The 16,722-nt window shown below is 70.1% G+C and carries 17 protein-coding genes; 13 read left to right on the top strand and 4 right to left on the bottom strand.

Features of this window, described 5'->3' with window-relative positions:
* Positions 1 to 78 precede the first annotated feature (78 nt).
* Positions 79 to 576: a DUF6069 family protein gene (locus GGQ54_RS16220; protein WP_179446289.1), complete on the top strand. Its 498-nt coding sequence runs from the start codon at positions 79 to 81 to the stop codon at positions 574 to 576.
* Here the strand turns inward: GGQ54_RS16220 and GGQ54_RS16225 are convergent.
* Positions 554 to 1,630 (bottom strand): alpha/beta hydrolase, encoded by a 1,077-nt coding sequence (locus GGQ54_RS16225; RefSeq protein WP_179446290.1) that lies wholly within the window; start codon positions 1,628 to 1,630, stop codon positions 554 to 556. The two genes, GGQ54_RS16220 and GGQ54_RS16225, sit on opposite strands and share 23 nt — an antisense overlap.
* 124 nt (positions 1,631 to 1,754) lie before the next feature.
* Between GGQ54_RS16225 and GGQ54_RS16230 the strand changes: the two genes are divergently transcribed.
* The 3 genes from GGQ54_RS16230 to GGQ54_RS16240 all read left to right on the top strand — a co-directional run bounded on the left by GGQ54_RS16230 (position 1,755) and on the right by GGQ54_RS16240 (position 5,360).
* Positions 1,755 to 3,050, top strand: coding sequence for a uracil-xanthine permease family protein (locus GGQ54_RS16230; protein WP_343046003.1), 1,296 nt, complete (start codon positions 1,755 to 1,757; stop codon positions 3,048 to 3,050).
* Positions 3,051 to 3,059: 9 nt separating this feature from the next.
* A complete protein-coding gene (locus GGQ54_RS16235; protein ID WP_179446291.1) occupies positions 3,060 to 4,238 on the top strand; it encodes a winged helix DNA-binding domain-containing protein in 1,179 nt (392 codons plus the stop codon).
* Between the two features lie 189 nt (positions 4,239 to 4,427).
* Positions 4,428 to 5,360, top strand: a complete 933-nt coding sequence (locus tag GGQ54_RS16240; protein ID WP_218843907.1) for a type IV toxin-antitoxin system AbiEi family antitoxin domain-containing protein — start codon at positions 4,428 to 4,430, stop codon at positions 5,358 to 5,360.
* A gap of 314 nt (positions 5,361 to 5,674) precedes the next feature.
* On the opposite strand, the gene ppk2 is transcribed toward GGQ54_RS16240, so the two are convergent.
* Both ppk2 and GGQ54_RS16250 read right to left on the bottom strand, forming a co-directional pair.
* Positions 5,675 to 6,577: a polyphosphate kinase 2 gene (ppk2, locus tag GGQ54_RS16245; protein ID WP_179446681.1), complete on the bottom strand. Its 903-nt coding sequence runs from the start codon at positions 6,575 to 6,577 to the stop codon at positions 5,675 to 5,677.
* 124 nt (positions 6,578 to 6,701) lie between these two features.
* The gene (locus GGQ54_RS16250) at positions 6,702 to 7,049 is read right to left on the bottom strand and encodes a tetratricopeptide repeat protein (protein ID WP_218843908.1); all 348 of its coding nucleotides are present in this window, start codon (positions 7,047 to 7,049) and stop codon (positions 6,702 to 6,704) included.
* A gap of 123 nt (positions 7,050 to 7,172) precedes the next feature.
* On the opposite strand from GGQ54_RS16250, the gene GGQ54_RS16255 reads away from it, so the two are divergent.
* The 7 genes from GGQ54_RS16255 to panC all read left to right on the top strand — a co-directional run bounded on the left by GGQ54_RS16255 (position 7,173) and on the right by panC (position 12,896).
* On the top strand, positions 7,173 to 7,595 hold the full coding sequence (locus GGQ54_RS16255; RefSeq protein ID WP_179446293.1) for a hypothetical protein: 423 nt from the start codon (positions 7,173 to 7,175) through the stop codon (positions 7,593 to 7,595).
* A 122-nt stretch (positions 7,596 to 7,717) separates the two neighbouring features.
* Positions 7,718 to 8,446 (top strand): EcsC family protein, encoded by a 729-nt coding sequence (locus GGQ54_RS16260; RefSeq protein ID WP_179446294.1) that lies wholly within the window; start codon positions 7,718 to 7,720, stop codon positions 8,444 to 8,446.
* A gap of 30 nt (positions 8,447 to 8,476) precedes the next feature.
* Positions 8,477 to 9,526: a zinc-dependent alcohol dehydrogenase family protein gene (locus tag GGQ54_RS16265; protein ID WP_179446295.1), complete on the top strand. Its 1,050-nt coding sequence runs from the start codon at positions 8,477 to 8,479 to the stop codon at positions 9,524 to 9,526.
* 58 nt (positions 9,527 to 9,584) lie between these two features.
* Positions 9,585 to 11,282, top strand: a complete 1,698-nt coding sequence (locus GGQ54_RS16270) for a sodium:solute symporter family protein (protein WP_179446296.1) — start codon at positions 9,585 to 9,587, stop codon at positions 11,280 to 11,282.
* A 10-nt stretch (positions 11,283 to 11,292) separates the two neighbouring features.
* A complete protein-coding gene (locus tag GGQ54_RS16275; protein WP_179446297.1) occupies positions 11,293 to 11,580 on the top strand; it encodes a hypothetical protein in 288 nt (95 codons plus the stop codon).
* A 76-nt stretch (positions 11,581 to 11,656) separates the two neighbouring features.
* Complete coding sequence (locus GGQ54_RS16280) at positions 11,657 to 12,025, top strand: hypothetical protein (protein ID WP_179446298.1); 369 nt, start codon at positions 11,657 to 11,659, stop codon at positions 12,023 to 12,025.
* Positions 12,026 to 12,044: 19 nt separating this feature from the next.
* Positions 12,045 to 12,896, top strand: coding sequence for a pantoate--beta-alanine ligase (gene panC, locus GGQ54_RS16285; protein ID WP_179446299.1), 852 nt, complete (start codon positions 12,045 to 12,047; stop codon positions 12,894 to 12,896).
* A gap of 6 nt (positions 12,897 to 12,902) precedes the next feature.
* Here the strand turns inward: panC and GGQ54_RS16290 are convergent, their stop codons facing one another.
* Positions 12,903 to 13,388 carry a DUF6328 family protein gene (locus GGQ54_RS16290; protein WP_218843909.1) on the bottom strand — a complete coding sequence of 162 codons (486 nt, stop codon included), beginning with the start codon at positions 13,386 to 13,388 and terminating at the stop codon, positions 12,903 to 12,905.
* 135 nt (positions 13,389 to 13,523) lie between these two features.
* On the opposite strand from GGQ54_RS16290, the gene GGQ54_RS16295 reads away from it, so the two are divergent.
* Together GGQ54_RS16295 and GGQ54_RS16300 are read left to right on the top strand one after the other, a co-directional pair.
* Complete coding sequence (locus GGQ54_RS16295) at positions 13,524 to 16,172, top strand: M14 family zinc carboxypeptidase (protein WP_179446300.1); 2,649 nt, start codon at positions 13,524 to 13,526, stop codon at positions 16,170 to 16,172.
* Positions 16,169 to 16,720, top strand: coding sequence for an LOG family protein (locus tag GGQ54_RS16300; RefSeq protein ID WP_343046004.1), 552 nt, complete (start codon positions 16,169 to 16,171; stop codon positions 16,718 to 16,720). The genes GGQ54_RS16295 and GGQ54_RS16300 overlap by 4 nt, the downstream gene beginning before the upstream one ends.
* Positions 16,721 to 16,722: the final 2 nt, after the last annotated feature.

The following is a 16,722-nucleotide window of genomic DNA, read 5'->3' on the forward strand; positions in this document are numbered from 1 at the left end:
CGGCACTGTCACAGCGGGCGGCCCGGTTCTGTCTGAGAGGTGTCACCTTTTCCGCCGCAACACCCTGAGGACGACGCCATGATCACCACACCGTCGGCAACCGCCCCCGCTCCTGCGGGCAACCGTCGCGCCGCCCCGAGCTTCGGGCGGTTTGCCCGCACCGCCGCCACCGTCTCGCTGATCGCGACGACGCTCAATCTCGCCTGCTTCGGCGTCGCCCGCGCTGTCGGGGCCACCTTGTTGGTGGACCCCGGGATCGGGCCGGCGAATCATCTCGTCACGGGTGTCGATGTTGCGTGGAAGACCGCCGTCCCGGTGCTCGCCGGGTCCCTGGTCGTGTGGCTGGCGGCGCAACGATCCCGACGGGCGGCGAGCGGCGTCATCGTCCTCGGCGGCGTGCTCGCCGCCCTCAGCATTCCCCTTCCGCTGCTGGGCGCCCACGATCCGCGCACCGCGACGACGCTCCTCGCCCTGCACACAATCGCCGGCGCTGCCTTCGTCCTGATCGGAGTCCGAACCGTCGCCGCCGCGACATCGGCCGCGGGCGGTCCGATCAGCCTCCGGAGCCGTCGGTGAGCGCGTCCAACATCCGCTCGCGCTCCGTGACGAAGGCAAGACCCGCGCAGTCCCAGTTGTGTCCGCCGTTGCAGCGCCGGCCCTGATAGGTCACGTTGCGGCCGTACATGTCGAACCGGTGCTCCACGCCGGCGGCGGCCAGCGACCTGGCGAAGGTGCGGGTCGACCAGCCGGCCCCGCGCTCGAAGATGTCTGCGTCATTGGCGCCGGAGCCGGCGTACAGACTGACCGTGGTGTCGGCGAGGTCGCCCGCATGCCGCACCGGGTTCTGTTCCTTCCAGCCCCCGTCCTTCGGCCAGACCACCGGGCCGAACGGGCCGTACGGGTTCCAGCCCTGCACGGTCAGGCTGCCGATGACGGCGCCGCGGATCACCTGGTCCTCCAGGTCGAGACCCCCGGAGAACGATGCCGCGTAGGAATAGAGCTCCGGATACTGCTGGGCGTACCGGATCGCGCCGAAGCCGCCCATCGAGAAGCCGGCCACGCCGCGGTGGTCGCGATCGGCGATGGTGCGCAGATTGGCGTCGATGAACGGCACCACCTGCTCGTTGTGGAAGGTCCGCCAGTCGTTCTTCCGCCCGGAGCCGTTGGACCCCTTCCAGTCGGTGTACCAGCTCGTCTCGCCGCCCTCGACCGACACATAGATCACCTCGGTGCCGTCGGTCGCGTCCTCGAGGCCGGCCTTCTCGGTCCACTCGCGGTAGTTGCCGGGATTGCCGTTGTAGATGTACAGCACGGGGTAGTCGCGGTCGGAGGAGAAGTAGTCCTCGGGCAGCGTTACGCGCAGGGACAGGCCGTAGGTCGTCTGGACGTCGTCGGTGACCTTGTCCGAGGAGATCCGGTAGTCATAGGAGCGGTCCAGGTTCTCCACCCGCTCCACCCGCTGCACGGTGATCCCGTTGGCGTCCTCGGCGGGCGGCAGCGGCTCGGCCCGGGCGGGAGTCATCGGCGCGAACCAGGCGAGTGCGCCGACCGCGACGGCGGCCAGCACCCTGCGGCCGGGCCGTCGCGGGCCGTCGATGTCGTCAATGACCGTGGGGGGCATGCGGTCCATGGCGAGTCCTTTCGAAGTGATTCGATTGCTCTCACCCTGCCGAACCCCGGTCGCATCGGGCAAGGGGGGTCCGGTTGTCGTTCGCCGGGCGCGCGCGGTCGCGGCGGGGCCCTAGATTGTCGCCGTGATCGATCCGGACCCGAGCCAGACCGCAGGCCCCACCCGCAGCTTCCGTTGGCGACGCGTACCGGACCGGCCGGGAGCGATCGTCGCGCCGGACGAGCGGTTGTCCTGGCCGCGGACCGTCGGACTCGGCGTCCAACATGTGCTCGCCATGTTCGGCGCGACCTTCCTGGTGCCGGTGCTGACCGGGTTCCCGCCCAGCACGACCATCCTGTTCTCCGGGATCGGGACGATCCTGTTCTTGTTGATCACCGGCAACCGGCTGCCGAGCTACCTGGGGTCGTCGTTCGCGTTCATTGCCCCGGTGACTGCCGCCGCATCGCCGGGCGGCGCGCTCGGTGGGATCGTCGCGATCGGCGTCTTGTTGATGATCGTCGGCGCGATCGTGCACGTCGCCGGTACGCGGTGGATCGATGCCCTGATGCCGCCCGTCGTGGCCGGCGCGATCGTCGCCCTGATCGGCTTCAACCTGGCCCCGGCCGCCCGGGACAACTTCGTCCAGCAGCCGGTGACGGCGGTGATCACGCTGGCGGTGGTGATCTTGTCCACGGTCGTGTTCCGGGGCCTGCTGGGGCGGATGGCGATCGTGCTCGGCGTGGTCGTGGGCTATCTGGTCGCGGTGGTACGCGGCGAGGTCGACTTCGCCACCGTGGCTGCGGCCGCCTGGGTGGGGCTGCCGCAGTTCTCGACACCGACGCTGGATCCGGCCGTGTTGCCGATCTTCCTGCCCGTGGTGCTGGTCCTGGTGGCCGAGAATGTGGGCCACGTGCGGGCGGTCAGCCAACTGACGGGCCGCGATCTCGGACCGTTGACCGGGCGCGCGCTGTTCGCCGACGGGCTGGCGACGACGCTCTCGGGCTCGGCCGGCGGTTCCGGCACCACCACCTACGGCGAGAACATCGGGGTGATGGCGGCGACCCGGGTCTACTCGACCGCCGCGTACTGGGTGGCTGCGGTCGTCGCCGTCGCGCTCGGCCTGTCGCCGAAGGTCGGCGCGTTGATCAACACCATTCCGCCCGGGGTGATCGGGGGCGTGACGACCGTGCTCTACGGGCTGATCGGGGTGATCGGAATCAGGATCTGGATCGACAACCGGGTCGACTTCTCCCGGCCCGCGAACCAGTTGACGGCCGCGGTGGCGCTGATCATCGCCATCGCCGACTTCACCTTCAGCGCCGGCGCGCTGAGCTTCAAGGGGATCGCACTGGGATCGGTCGCGGCGATCGTCGTCTACCACCTGATGAGCGGGATCGCCCGCCTGCGCGGTACCGACCGCGATGCCGACCCGGCGGCATAGGCGGCGGGGATGAGCGTACGCCGGATCACCGATGCGCAGCGGCGCGCCCGGCTCGGCGCTCGTCACCTGCTGGCCCCGGCGGCGCGGTGCGACGATGCGGGCGCGATCGCCGACGCCGTGCTCGCGCTCCACGCCACCGACCCGCCGACCGTGCATCTGTCGGCCTGGGCCCGGATGGCGACGCCGGAGCCGTCGGCGGTTGAGCAGCGATTGGCCGACAAGACCCTGGTCCGCCACCACGCGATGCGACGCACCCTCTGGGTGGCGGGCGTCCCCACGATGGCGCTGATGCACGAGGCCGCCACCCGCAAGATCGCCGCCAACGAATGCCGGCTGCTGGTCCGCATGCTCACCGACAGCGGGATCGATGCCCCGGAGCGCTGGATCGCCGACGCCACCGCCGAGGTGCTCGCCCTGCTGCGCGCCGAGGGGCCGCTGAACTCCCGGGCCATCGGCAAGCGCCTGCCGCGGCTGAACACCGGGCTCCGGGCCGGGTCCGGCACGAAATGGGAGGTCGCCCAGTCCGCGCACACCCGCCTGCTCACCCTGCTCGGCTTCGAGGCTGTGGTGACCCGGACCACCCCGGTCGGGGGCTGGCACACCTCGGAGTTCGCCTGGCTGCCGACGGCCGACTGGCTCGGCCGCGAGCTCGCCGGCCCGCCATTCGCCGAGAGCGCGGCCGAACTGGCCGGCGCCTGGCTGCGGCGATTCGGTCCGGCGACGGCCGAGGATCTGCAGTGGTGGATGGGCTGGACCAAGACGCTGACCCGGGACGCGCTGGCCGCGGCGGGGGCCGAGCCGGTGGAACTGTCCGAGGGGCCCGGCTGGCTGGCGCCCGATGATCATGATTTCGCCGACCCGGGGCCGTGGGTCGCCCTGTTGCCGACGCTGGACCCGACGACGATGGGATGGAAGCACCGGCGGTGGTACCTCCCGGAAACGGCGGCCCGGGACGCCTTCGACCGCGCCGGCAACGCCTCGCCGACCGTCTGGGCCGACGGCCGGGTGGTCGGAACCTGGGCGCAGCGCGCCGACGGGCAGATCCGGATCCACTGGTTCGAGGAGGTGCCGGCCCGGCGTCGCCACGAGATCACCACCCGCGCCGAGGAAGTCGCCGGGTGGATCGGGGAGACCCGCTTCCGGGTCCGCTTCCCGAGCCCGCTGCACAAGACACTCCTCACCGACTGAGCCGGGCCCGATCGGAGCGCTCACCCACCACTTGCTCGGTCACCCAACAGCAATAGGTGTTGGGTGACCGAGGAAGTGGTGCGTCGGCGGGGGTCGGGGAGGGATTGCACCGGGCGGCCCGGGCTCGGGCAGACCCGGTTGTCCACAGGGGGCTGGCGAGTGGCCCGCGTGCTGATCAAGACTCCGGGCATGGGCGAGCAGATGCCGCGGGCGGAGGCGGGTCTGATCTTGTCCCCGGGAGACCTCGCCGCGCGCGGACACTCGGCCGACGGAATCGCCGCATTGGTACGCCGCGGCGAGCTGATCCGCGTGCGGCGCGGTGCCTATGCCTACCCGGAGCCCGCGGCCTCGCCCGAGGCGCAACATCGACTGGCCGTGCGGGCGGCGCTGGCACACGTGGGCAACGACGCCTGCGCCAGTCACATCTCGGCGGCGGTGCTGCACGGTCTGCCCGTCTGGCGCGGAGACCTGTGGCGGGTGCACCTGACCAAGCACCGCGAGCACGGCGGGCGCATCCGCCCCGGCCAGGTCATGCACGCCTCCGTGCTGCGCGAGGACGAGGTGATCACCGTCGCCGGGATGCGCGTCACCTCGCTGGCGCGTACCGTCGTCGATCTTGCTCGGCGCTACCCCGGTGCGCTGGCCGTGGCCGCAGGCGATGCCGCGCTCGCCCGAGGTCTGAGCGGGGACGAGCTCGACGCGGCCCTCGACCGGGCTGCGGGATGGCGCGGGATCGTCGGTGCACGCCGCATCTGTGGCCTGCTCGACGGGCGGAGCGAGTCGCCGGGGGAGTCGGTCAGCAGGTTGATCTTCCACGATGCCGGACTGCCGGCACCGGTCCTGCAACACAAGATCACCGACGGATCCGCGACGGTGGCGATCGTCGACTTCTACTGGCCGCAGTGGCGCCACACCGGCGAGTTCGACGGGATGATCAAGTACGGGCGGCTTCGCCGGCCGGGCGAGGATGTGTCGGCGGTGGTGATCCGCGAGAAGGTACGCGAGGACGCGGTCCGCGATCTGGGTTATGGCATGACGCGCTGGATCACCACCGATCTGGACGAGCGGTGGCCCCTCATCGAGCGCCTGCGCCGGCGACTCCGCGGCGACCTCGCGAGCTGAGACACCCGCTTGCCCAACACTTGTCCCCGCTCGCCCAACACTTGCCCCGTCACCCAGCACTGCCCGTCACCCAGCACTGCCCCCGTGACCCAACACTTGCCCGTCACCCAACCGCTCACCCAACACTTGTCCCGTCACCCAACAGCTATAGGTGTTGGGTGACCGAGCACGTGTTGGGTGAGCGGGGAGAGAGGGGTACGCCTCGGGGGTGGGGCAAGGCCGGGGTTTCGGGCAAGGCCGGGGTCCGGGCAAGCCCAAGGGGTCCGGGCAAGCCCAAGGGGTGGGCAAGCCCGGGAGCGGCGTGCCGCCGAGGCTCAGTCCTCGGCGTCGCGGAAGATCTCGGCGGCGGGGCCGACGATCTTGCGGTCGGGGGTGCCGACGATCTCGCGGTCCTTGTTCTCGTAGTCATAGCGCGACAGCACGTGCCGCATCGCCTCCAGCCGGGCGCGCTTCTTGTCGTTGGACTTCACCACGGTCCACGGCGCATCCGGCTTGTCGGTCAGGGCGAACATGTTCTCCTTGGCCGCGGTGTAGGCGTCCCACTTGTCCAGCGAGGCGAGATCGGTGGGGGAGAGCTTCCACTGGCGTACCGGGTCCACCTGGCGGATCGCGAACCGGGTGCGCTGTTCGGCCTGGGAGACCGAGAACCAGAACTTCACCAGGTCGATGCCGTCGCGGGTCAACAGCCGCTCGAAGGCCGGCGCGTCGTCCATGAACAGCCGGTACTCGTCGTCGGTGCTGAAGCCCATCACCCGCTCGACTCCCGCCCGGTTGTACCAGGACCGGTCGAACATCACGATCTCGCCGGCCGAGGGCAGATGCGCCACATACCGCTGGAAGTACCACTGCGTCTGCTCGCGGTCGGTCGGCTTCTCCAGTGCGACCACCCGGGCGCCACGGGGATTCAGGTGCTCGGTGAACCGCTTGATCGTTCCGCCCTTGCCGGCGGCGTCGCGGCCCTCGAAGATGATCACCAGTCGGCGTCCGGTCTTCTGGATCCACTTCTGCAATTTCAGCAGCTCGATCTGCAGCAGCCGCTTCTCCAGGTCGTAGCGATCGCGGTCGAGCTTGTCGGTGTAGGGGTAGCCCTCTCGCCAGGTCTCGACCGGCCGCCCGGAGGCGTCGAGCAGGATGGGGTCGTCGTCGTCCACATCGACCACCCGATAGCCCTCGAGCCGGGCCAGGTCGATCGGCCACCGCTCGCCGACCTGCGACACGACGCCCCCGGCAGAATCCGCCGGGGGCGTCTCGGACTGGGTCGTGCTGGTCTCGCTCACCGGTTCAGGGTACGCAGATCCCGCGCCCCCTTGGTGTCTCGCGGTTGACGAGACGGTGAACGGCTCAGCGGCCGACCTCGTGCGTCGCGGCCAGCGTGTCGTCGCCGGTCAGGACGGCGGCGAGCTTGCGGTGCGGCCGGGCTTCCTCCGCACGCGACTGGCGTTCGAGGGTCCGGGCCAACAGCAGGTGGGCGTACGCCTCGGTCGGCTGCTGGTCGAGCACGACGCGCAGTTGCTCCGCGGCGGGCTCCAGCGATGCCGAGTGGTAGTAGGAGCGGGCCAGCAGCATCCGCACCTCGACGGCCTCGGGCCGGTCGGCCAACAGCCCCTGCAGGACCGGGATGGCGCTGCGGTAGTCCTTGGCCTCGAAGGCCTCCACGGCGCGACGGTAGTTGATCCAACGGGTGTCCACGGTTGCCTCCTTCGGCTCGGCGGCGCGCGGGGTGCGCTGCCCGGACACCCGCTCAACCGTTCGTTGACGCCGGATATTCCGTACCCCCTTCCGCCGGCCGGCTCGATGGCCCAGCATGGGCCCATGACGACCTACTACACCGCAGCAGATGACGATCAGGCCGTGCAGGCGCTCAAGAACCCGCCGACCGGCGATGAGGTGCTGACCAGCGACATCGCTCCCGACGACGACCGGTTCACCGCGTTGATCGAACTGGTCACCGGCAAGCAGCTCGACCAGCTCGACGGCGACGAGTACACCGTCCGCGACGATGTTGCGACCGATGCCACCCAGAGCGTCGTCGCCCTGGGCTCGGGGCTGGTCGCCCAGATCGCCGACCGGGACGCCCAGGAGTTCACCGATCTCGCCGGACCGTGGAGCGCGACCGATGCCTTCGACGGCAGCGCCGACCCGGCCGAGCTGGTCGACTACCTGACCGATCTGCAGCACCTGGCCCGCAATGCCGCGGCGACCAACGGCGGGGTGTACGCGGTCGAGTCGTTCTGAGGCGAGTCGTTCTGAGGCGAGTCGTTCTGAGGCGGCTCGCGTTCTGGGGCGGGTCGCGTCCACGAGTCGTTCCGGGCCGCGACGCCGATCGGCGGAGGGGCTAGAGTGCCGACAGAATCTCGATGTCGACATTTGGAGGAATCGTGCGCCTTCCCTGGCAGTCCCGCAACGATGACGAGGCCGGCGTGTTGGAACAGGCCCGGCAGGTGGTCGAGCAGACCAAGAACGAGGGCCTGGAGGGCCGTGCGGACTCGCTGGTCCGGGCCCTGCTCGAGATCGGGATCGATGGCCGCGGGCCGTTCGCGTCGGCGGCGACCGTCGCCGACCGGGCGCTGGCGAGCTCGTCGAGCGAGGAGGCCGCAATCGGCAAGGTGGTACGCCAGACCCTGGCCAAGGGCGCGGCGGGCGGATTCGTCACCGGCCTCGGCGGCTTCGTGACGATGCCCGTCGCGCTGCCGGTGAATGTCGTGGAGTTCCACCTGCTGGCCACCCGGATGATCGCGGCGATCGCCAAGATCCGCGGCTACGACATCGCGGACCCGCAGGTACGCACGGCCGTCCTGCTCGCCCTGACCGGCTCGAATGCCGACGAGATCCTGACCAAGGCCGGCGTGGTGGTGCCGGGCGGCAGGCTCGCCGGGTTGGCCCTGAGCCGGTTGCCCCGCTCCGCGATGATGGTGATCAACAAGGCGATCGGCTTCCGCCTCGCGGCCTCGCTGGCCAGGAGCGGCCTGAGCCGGCTCGGCAAGGCGCTGCCCGCGGTGGGTGGGGCGATCGGCGCGGGCGTCGACACCTTCATGATGCAGCGGATCGCGTCGTTCGCCCGCAAGGAGTTCCCGGCGGTGCACTGACCGGCGGCACCCGGGCTAGGCTCGCTGATCATGAAAGCGACCATGATGCATCCCGGCGGCACGATCACGCTGGAGGAGCGTCCGGATCCGACGATCCGACGCCCGACCGACGCCGTGGTCACGGTCACCGCGGCCGCGGTGTGCGGGTCGGACCTGTGGCGCTACCGGGGAGTGACTCCGGTCCCGGACGCGCGCCCGATCGGGCACGAGTTCGTCGGCGTGGTCGAGGCCGTGGGCGAGCAGGTGCGCACGCTGCACCCGGGCGACTTCGTGGTCGCCCCGTTCAGGTGGTCGGACAACACCTGCCCGGAGTGCCGCTACGGCGTACAGCCGTCCTGCCGCAACGGCGGCAACTACGGCGCGCCCGATCGTGAGGGACTGCCCGTCGACGGCGGGCAGGGCGAGGCGGTCCGGGTACCGCTGGCCGACGGGACGTTGATCAAGGTCGTCGAGCACGACGAGAGCCACCTGCCGTCGCTGTTGGCGCTGACCGACGTGATGTCGACCGGCTGGCACGCCGCGGTCTCCGCCCGCGTGGGTCCGGGCGCCACGGCGGTGGTGATCGGGGACGGTGCCGTCGGGCTGTGCGCGGTGCTGGCGGCGTCGCGGATGGGCGCGCACCGGGTGATCGCGATGTCGCGACACGAGCCGCGGCAACGCCTGGCCCGGGCCTTCGGCGCGACCGACATCGTCGCCGAGCGCGGCGCGGACGGAGAGGCGGCCATCGCCGAGCTGACGGGCGGACTCGGCCCGGACTCGGTGCTGGAGTGTGTCGGTTCGGCACAGTCCATGCAGACCGCATTCGGGATCGCGCGGCCGGGCGGCGTGATCGGCTTCGTCGGTGTCCCGCACGAGGTCGAGCTGCCCGCAGAAACGATCTTCGGGCGCAACCTGACGGTCGCCGGCGGAATCGCCCCCGCGCGGGAGTACCTGCCGCGGCTGCTCGACCTGGTGCTCGACGGCGAGATCGAGCCCGGGCGCGTGTTCGACCTCGAGCTGCCGCTCGCCGAGGTGGGCGAGGCGTACCGGGCGATGGACGAGCGACGCGCGATCAAGAGTTTGCTGCGCGTACCCGCCTGATGGGTCTAGTCTCGAAGGAGGCAGTGATCGTCGGCGCCCGGGTAGGAAGGGAATCGGCATGAATGAGATCAGGCTGGACGCCCAGTGGATCGACTACGTGTTGATCGCGGTCTATTTCCTGTTCGTCCTCGGGATCGGTTGGTACGCCCGGCGCGGCGTCTCCAACAGCATCGAGTTCTTCTTGTCCGGGCGCAGCCTGCCCGCCTGGGTGACGGGCCTCGCGTTCATCTCGGCCAACCTCGGCGCGGTCGAGGTGATGGGCATGTCGGCGACCGGCGCCCAGTACGGCTTCCCGACCATGCACTACTTCTGGGTCGGCGCCATCCCCGCCATGTTGTTCCTCGGCGTGGTGATGATGCCGTTCTACTACGGGTCGAAGGTCCGCTCGGTGCCCGAGTTCATGCGAATGCGATTCGGCACCGGTGCGCACCTGGTGAATGCGCTGTCCTTCGCGCTCGCGCAGATTCTGATCGCCGGCGTGAACCTGTTCCTGCTCGGCACCATCGTCAATCGCCTGCTCGGCTGGCCGCTGTGGGTGGCGTTGATCGTCGCCGCGGCGATCGTGTTGTCCTACATCACGCTCGGCGGCCTGTCCGCCGCGATCTACAACGAGGTGCTGCAGTTCTTCGTGATCGTCGCGGCGCTGTTGCCGCTGACGCTGATCGGCCTGAACCGGGTCGGCGGCTGGGACGGGCTGATGCAGCGCGTCGCGAACGACGGGATGCTCGGCGCGGAACAGTTGCACACCTGGCCGGGCGAACAGCTCTCCGGTTTCGCCAATCCGGTGCTGTCGGTGGTCGGGATCATCTTCGGCCTCGGCTTCGTGCTCTCCTTCGGCTACTGGACGACGAACTTCGTCGAGGTGCAGCGGGCGATGGCCTCCAAGGACATCAACTCCGCGCGGATGACCCCGATCATCGGGGCGTACCCGAAGATGTTCGTACCGTTCATCGTGGTGATCCCCGGCATGATCGCGGCCGTGCTGGTGCCGCAGCTCACGCAGTTCAAGGAGATCTACTACCGCGCCGGCGAGGAGGCGGCCGTGGCGCAGACCGGCGTCACCTACAACGACGCGCTGCTGCTGCTGATGCGCGAGGTCTTGCCCAACGGGCTGCTGGGGGTGGCGATCGCCGGCCTGTTGGCGGCATTCATGGCCGGGATGGCGGCCAACATTTCGGCCTTCAACACGGTCTTCAGCTATGACCTGTGGCAGCAGTACGTGGTCAAGGACCGCGACGACGCCTACTACCTCAAGGTCGGCCGGTACGCCACGGTCGCCGCCTGCATCATCGCCATCTTCACCGCGCTGATCGCGGGGAACTTCTCCAACCTGATGGACTACCTGCAGACGCTCTTCGGCTTCTTCAATGCGCCGCTGTTCGCCACATTCATCCTCGGCATGTTCTGGAAGCGGATGACGCCGACCGCCGGCTGGGTCGGCCTGGTCTGCGGCACCTTGTCGGCGGTGCTGGTCTTCATCCTGTCCGAGGTCGGCGTGATCAACCTGCCCGGCCAGGGCGCCGCGTTCCTGGCCGCGTCGGTGGCGTTCGCGGTCGACATCGTGTTGTCGGTCGTGGTCTCGCTGGTGACCACCCCGAAGCCGGCGCACGAGCTGCGCGGGCTGGTCGCCTCGGAGACGCCGCGCGCGGACCTTCGTGACGAGAACGATGCCAAGCTGAAGCCGTGGCAGCGGCCGGTGCCGGTGGCGGCGGTCGCGCTGGGCATCGTGATCATCCTGAATGTGATCTTCGGCTGAGGAGCTGATCATGACCGAATCGAGCGTGCACACCGAGCGGGTCGGTGCCTTCGACATCCGCAACTTCATCGGCGCTCTGATCGGCCTCTACGGGGTCGTGCTGATCATCGTCGGCCTGGTCGGCTTCACCCCGGACGAGGCCGCCCGCACCGGCGGTGTCGATGCCAATCTGTGGACCGGGATCGCCATGACCGCCGTCGGGGCGCTGTTCCTGCTCTGGGCCAGGTTGCGGCCGATCACCATCCGGGTGCACGAGGATCCGACGGGGGAGGCCGAGACCGACCTCGCGCCGGAGTGAGGCGCACCGCGCTGGACGATCTTTACTACTGTGAGTAGTATCTTTCTGGTCCGTACCCGGCTGGAAGTGAGATCTCGTGCCCAGGCTGACCCTGACCGTTGGTGTGTTGCTCACGGTGATCGGGCTGATCGCCTACCTGGCGACGGGCGCGGTGAGCGTGACCGCGCTGATCCCGGCCTTCGTCGGCGTGCCGATCGTGATCTGCGGTGTGCTGGCCCGGCAGGAGGGATTGCGCAAGATCGTCGTGCACATCGCGTTGGTGATCGCCCTGTTGGGTGCGCTCGGTTCGTTGATGAACGTGGTGAAGATCGGCCAACTGTTCGCCGGCACCGCCGAGCGGCCGTCGGCGATCATCACCAGCGTGCTGCTGTTCGTGATCACGGCGTGCTATGTCGTGATCGGGGTGCGATCGTTCGTGAACGCCCGGCGGTCCCGCGCCAGCTGACCGGTGGGGTCCGGGCCTTGTGAGTGAACAGAGCCGGCCCCGGGCGCTGACCGAGCCCGCGCAGTTGCGCGCCTGGACCGATGAGGCGCGCGCGGCCGGCCGCCGGATCGGCCTGGTGCCCACGATGGGCAATCTGCACGCGGGGCATCTGTCGCTCGTCGCCGCCGCCAGGGAACGGGCCGATGCGGTCCTGGTCAGCATCTTCGTCAATCCGACCCAGTTCGGCGACGGCGGGGACTTCGACCGCTATCCGCGTACCGTCGACGCCGACCTCGCCGCGCTCGCCGACCGCGCTGACGCGGTCTGGCTGCCCTCGGTGGAGGCGATGTATCCCTTCGGGCCCGGGGCGGCGACCACCGTGCACGTGCCCGGGCTGACCGACGTCCTGGAGGGTGCGCACCGACCCGGCCACTTCGACGGGGTGGCCAGCGTCGTGACGCGGCTGTTCAACCAGAGTCGCGCCGAGGTCGCCGTGTTCGGTGAGAAGGACTACCAGCAGTTGCAGGTGATCCGCCGGATGGTGGCCGACCTGTCGGCGCCGGTCGAGATCGTCGCCGCGCCGACCGTGCGCGAGCCGGACGGTCTCGCGATGAGCTCGCGCAACGGATTCCTCGACACCGAACAGCGGGACCGGGCGGGCCTCATTCACCGGGTGCTGTCGGCGATGGCCGGCGCGGCGCGGGCGGGTACGCCGCTCCCCGCCGTCGAGGCCGAGGCGATGGCCGCCCTGAGCTCTGCCGGGTTCGAATCCGACTATGCGGTGCTACGCCGCGCCGACCTGTCCGAGCCGGCGGGCGCGGGCGAGGCGGAGGTGGCCCTGGTCGCCGCCCGACTGGGGCAGACCAGGCTGATCGACAACCTGCGGATCTGACCCGCCTCAGCGTCGCAGGAGCGCGGTGAAGGGCATCACCTGCCACAGCATGATCACCATGATCAGCACGACCGCGGCGGCGACGGCGCCGGCGACGAGCCCGAGCACCATGGTGAAGATCAGGAACATCACACAGGCCAGGCTGAGTGCCAGGCTGGCCAGGCCGAGCCGGGCCATCCGGTCGCCGAGATCGACGAGCTGGGCCTTGCGCCCGCGGCGGAACAGCAGCCGGTGCGCGCTGACCGGAGCGAGCACGAGAATGGTCGTGACCACGGTCAGCCCACTGGCGGAGAGGTAGACGATCCGGGGAGCGAGCGAGAGCTCGGCGAAGGCGGGCTGGAACGGCAGGATCAGCAGGAAGCCCGCCAGGATCTGCGTACCGGTCTGCAGCACGCGAAGCTCCTGCAACAGCTCGACCCAGTTGCGGTCCATCCGCTCCGCGGGCGTCTCGTTGCGCTCGGGCAGGGCCTCCGGATCGGGGGTAGGCGTCACGGCTCGAGTCTGGCATGCGCGAAGCTGCGGGTTCCGATCGGGCATCGGCCCGAATCGGTGGTGGAACCCGCCCGGATCGGGCAGGGTGGGGCCACGGGACGCAGCTCGGGGTCCCGGGCGATCCTGGGAGGCGACATGCGGCATCCGCGTTCACCGATTCTGCTGCTGGTGGCGGTCCTCGCCGCCGTCGGGCTGCTGGCGCCCGGCATGCGTCCGGCGCATGCCGAACCGTCCAACGGGCGCGGCGAGGACTCCGCATCCACTGCCCCCGCCTCGCCCGCCGCACTGGCTCGGGCGGCCGCGAAGGGACAGGGGCAGGCAGCACCGGGCGCCTTGCCGATGCCCGCGTCCTATCCCTCGCAGCCGGTGCTGCGTACCTTCCCCGACAACCCGGACGATCGCTCGTTGACCGGGGGTCTGACCCCCTACCACGCCATCGCCTCGAAGCTGAACGCGTGGATGCGGTCCTCGGATCGGATCTCGGCGCAGGTCGTCGGCGAGACCACGGGTGGGCGAGACCTCTACCTGGTCACCGTCACCGCCCCGGAGTCGCGTTCCGAGACCGCGAAGCAGGCCCGCTGGCGCGACAAGATCAGGGACCGGCCGGATGTCGCGGCCCGGGATCGCGGGCTCGCCCGCGGCTACAAGACCCCGATCTGGTTCAGCGGCAACATCCACGGCAACGAATGGGAGGGCACCGACGCCGCGCTGGCCTACATCGAGAAGTTGATCACCGCGAAGGATGCGGCCACGACGAAGCTGCTGGCGGAGAGCCGGCTCTACTTCAGTCTGACCCTGAACCCGGACGGCCGGGCGCTCGGCACCCGGCAGACGGCACTCGGGCTGGACGAGAACCGTGACATGATCACCAACGCGACACCAGAATCGATGAGTTTCGTCCGTACCGTCCAGGCCCTGCAGCCGCTGTACGCCGCCGATCTGCACGGCTACACCGGCGTGCTCCAGGTCGAGCCCTGCGGCCCTCCGCACGGCGACAACTACGAGTACGACCTGTTCCTGCCCCACGCCTACGCCGCGGCGCTGCGGGTCGAGCGCGATGTTGTCGCGGCCGACATCGACGGCAACACCTACCTGAACATCGAGACCGGCCAGGTGGTCAACGAGAACACCGGGCCGGCCACCTCCCACATCAAGATTCCCTACCGCGACACCCCATCGGGCTGGGACGACTTCCCGCCCATCTTCACCGCGCAGTACGCGGCCTTCCACGGTGCCGTGACCAGCACCGTTGAACTGCCGAAGCAGCGTCCGAACGGCAACTCCCAGACGCCCGGGAACGGCGTGATCAACACCGCCGTCGGCGTGCAGACGATCGACAGCCTGGTCGCCTACACCAACGAGAACGCCGAGGACATGTTGGCCAATCAGATCGAGTTTTTCCGCCGCGCCGTCGCGGGCGAGCCGAAGGCCCAGCTCACCGGCGCCACCATCGACCAGGTGCCCGGACCCGCGGAGTGGAAGGAGTTCTGGGACGCCGCCGATGACCAGGAGCCGGTCACGCTGCCGCGCGCGTACCTGATCCCGATGGGCGATGATCAGCGTTCGCGCAGTGATGCACAGCGTCTGGTGCGGCAGTTGATCGCGCAGGACATCCGGGTCACCCGGCTGGACCGCGAGCTGCGACTGGGCGGGCGTACCTATCCGGTGGGTTCGTATGCGGTGGACATGAACCAGCCGCTGCGCGCGCTCGCCAACGCGCTGCTGGACCGCGGCTCCGACATCAGTGCCAAGGTCCCCAGCATGTACGACGTGTCGGCCTGGTCCTACTCCTATCTGTGGGGAGCGGACGTGATCAAAGCCGGTGACATCACCGACCGGACCCGGATCCGCGGCAGCCGCGTCGATGCCCCGGACCGGGTCGGCCGGATCGACGGGGCCGCCCGCTCGTTCACCTTCGAGCTTGCCGGGCTGACCGACTACCAGGCGTTGAACGCCCTGCTCGACTCGGGCGTCGAGGTGGCGCTGCTGTCCGACGGTACGCCGATCCTCGGCCGCGACGCCTTGCCGAAGTTGCGTGAACTGTGGCGCAGCCACGACCTGACGATCACCTCGGCCACCGCCGAGCAAGTGGGGCAACTCGACGATGCCGGGACCCGCCGGCTGTCCGGCCCGCTGCGGATCGCCTACACCGGCACCGCGGACGACCGGCTGGCGCTGACAGAACTGGGCTTCACCGACCTGGTCCCGATCGGCGCCCAACTGCTGACCGAGCAGCCCGGCCTGCTCGACGATGCCGACGCGGTCTGGGTCGGCAGCGATCTTCGGTTCTCCACCGAGCAGGCGGCCGGGCGGGCCGCGCTGGAGGCGTACCTCGCCGACGGTCATCCGCTGCTGGGCCGCGGGCTCGCGGCGGCGCGGGCCGCCGGCGACCTCGGGGCGATCGATGCCCGCGCGGTGCAGGGGACCGGCAGCGGCAACGGGATCGTCGCCGTCGAGACGCCGGCCGACGGGGTGCTGGCCGCGTCGGCCCAGGACAGCGCCTTCGTCTACCCGCCGGTGACGTTCGTCGACCTGGGAGCCGGCACCCGCGCCGAGCAGCGATACGGGCCCGGGAACCCGCTGTTGGCCGGGCACTGGCGCGGTGCCGGCGAGTCCGGCCCCGAGTTCGCCGCCGGCCGGGCATCGGTGATCTCCGCCGAGTCCGCTACGGGATCGCGCGTGCTGCTCTTCGGCACATCGCCGTTCTTCCGGACCCACACCAAGAACGGCATGGCCCAGGGCGCCGCGGCGATCTTCTGGGGTGTGGCCGACCAGGCCCGGTGACCGTGGGGCAGACCGGTGCGGTGACGGTGTTCGCGGGCTCGGCGCCCGGGGTGGAGGAGCGCTGGTCCGACACGGCGTACCGATTGGGCGCGGCCATCGCCGGGCGCGGGGCCGCCCTGGTCTACGGGGCCGGCGGCGTCGGCCTGATGGGCGCGGTGTCGCAGGGCGCGCTCGACCACGGCGGCACGGTGGTCGGCGTGATCCCGCAATCGATGATGGATCGCGAGTGGGGTCGGGGCGACCTGTCCGAGCTGGTGATCACGGAGTCGATGCACCAGCGGAAGAAGATCATGGCCGACCGCTGCGACGGTTTCATCTGCCTGCCGGGCGGGTCCGGAACCCTGGAGGAGCTGGTCGAGATCTGGAGCTGGTTGAACCTCGGCTACCTGCGTCAGCCGCTGGTGCTGCTGGACGACGGCGGCTTCTGGCAGCCGCTGCTGGGGCTGGCCGAGCACTTCGAGAGCGCGGGCTTCCTGGCACCCGAGGCGCGGGCCAGGCTGCTGGTCGCCGCCGATCCCGACCACGCACTGCGGCTCGCCCTGGGCTGACC

The sequence above is a fragment of the Naumannella cuiyingiana genome (assembly GCF_013408305.1).
Classification (GTDB): domain Bacteria; phylum Actinomycetota; class Actinomycetes; order Propionibacteriales; family Propionibacteriaceae; genus Naumannella; species Naumannella cuiyingiana.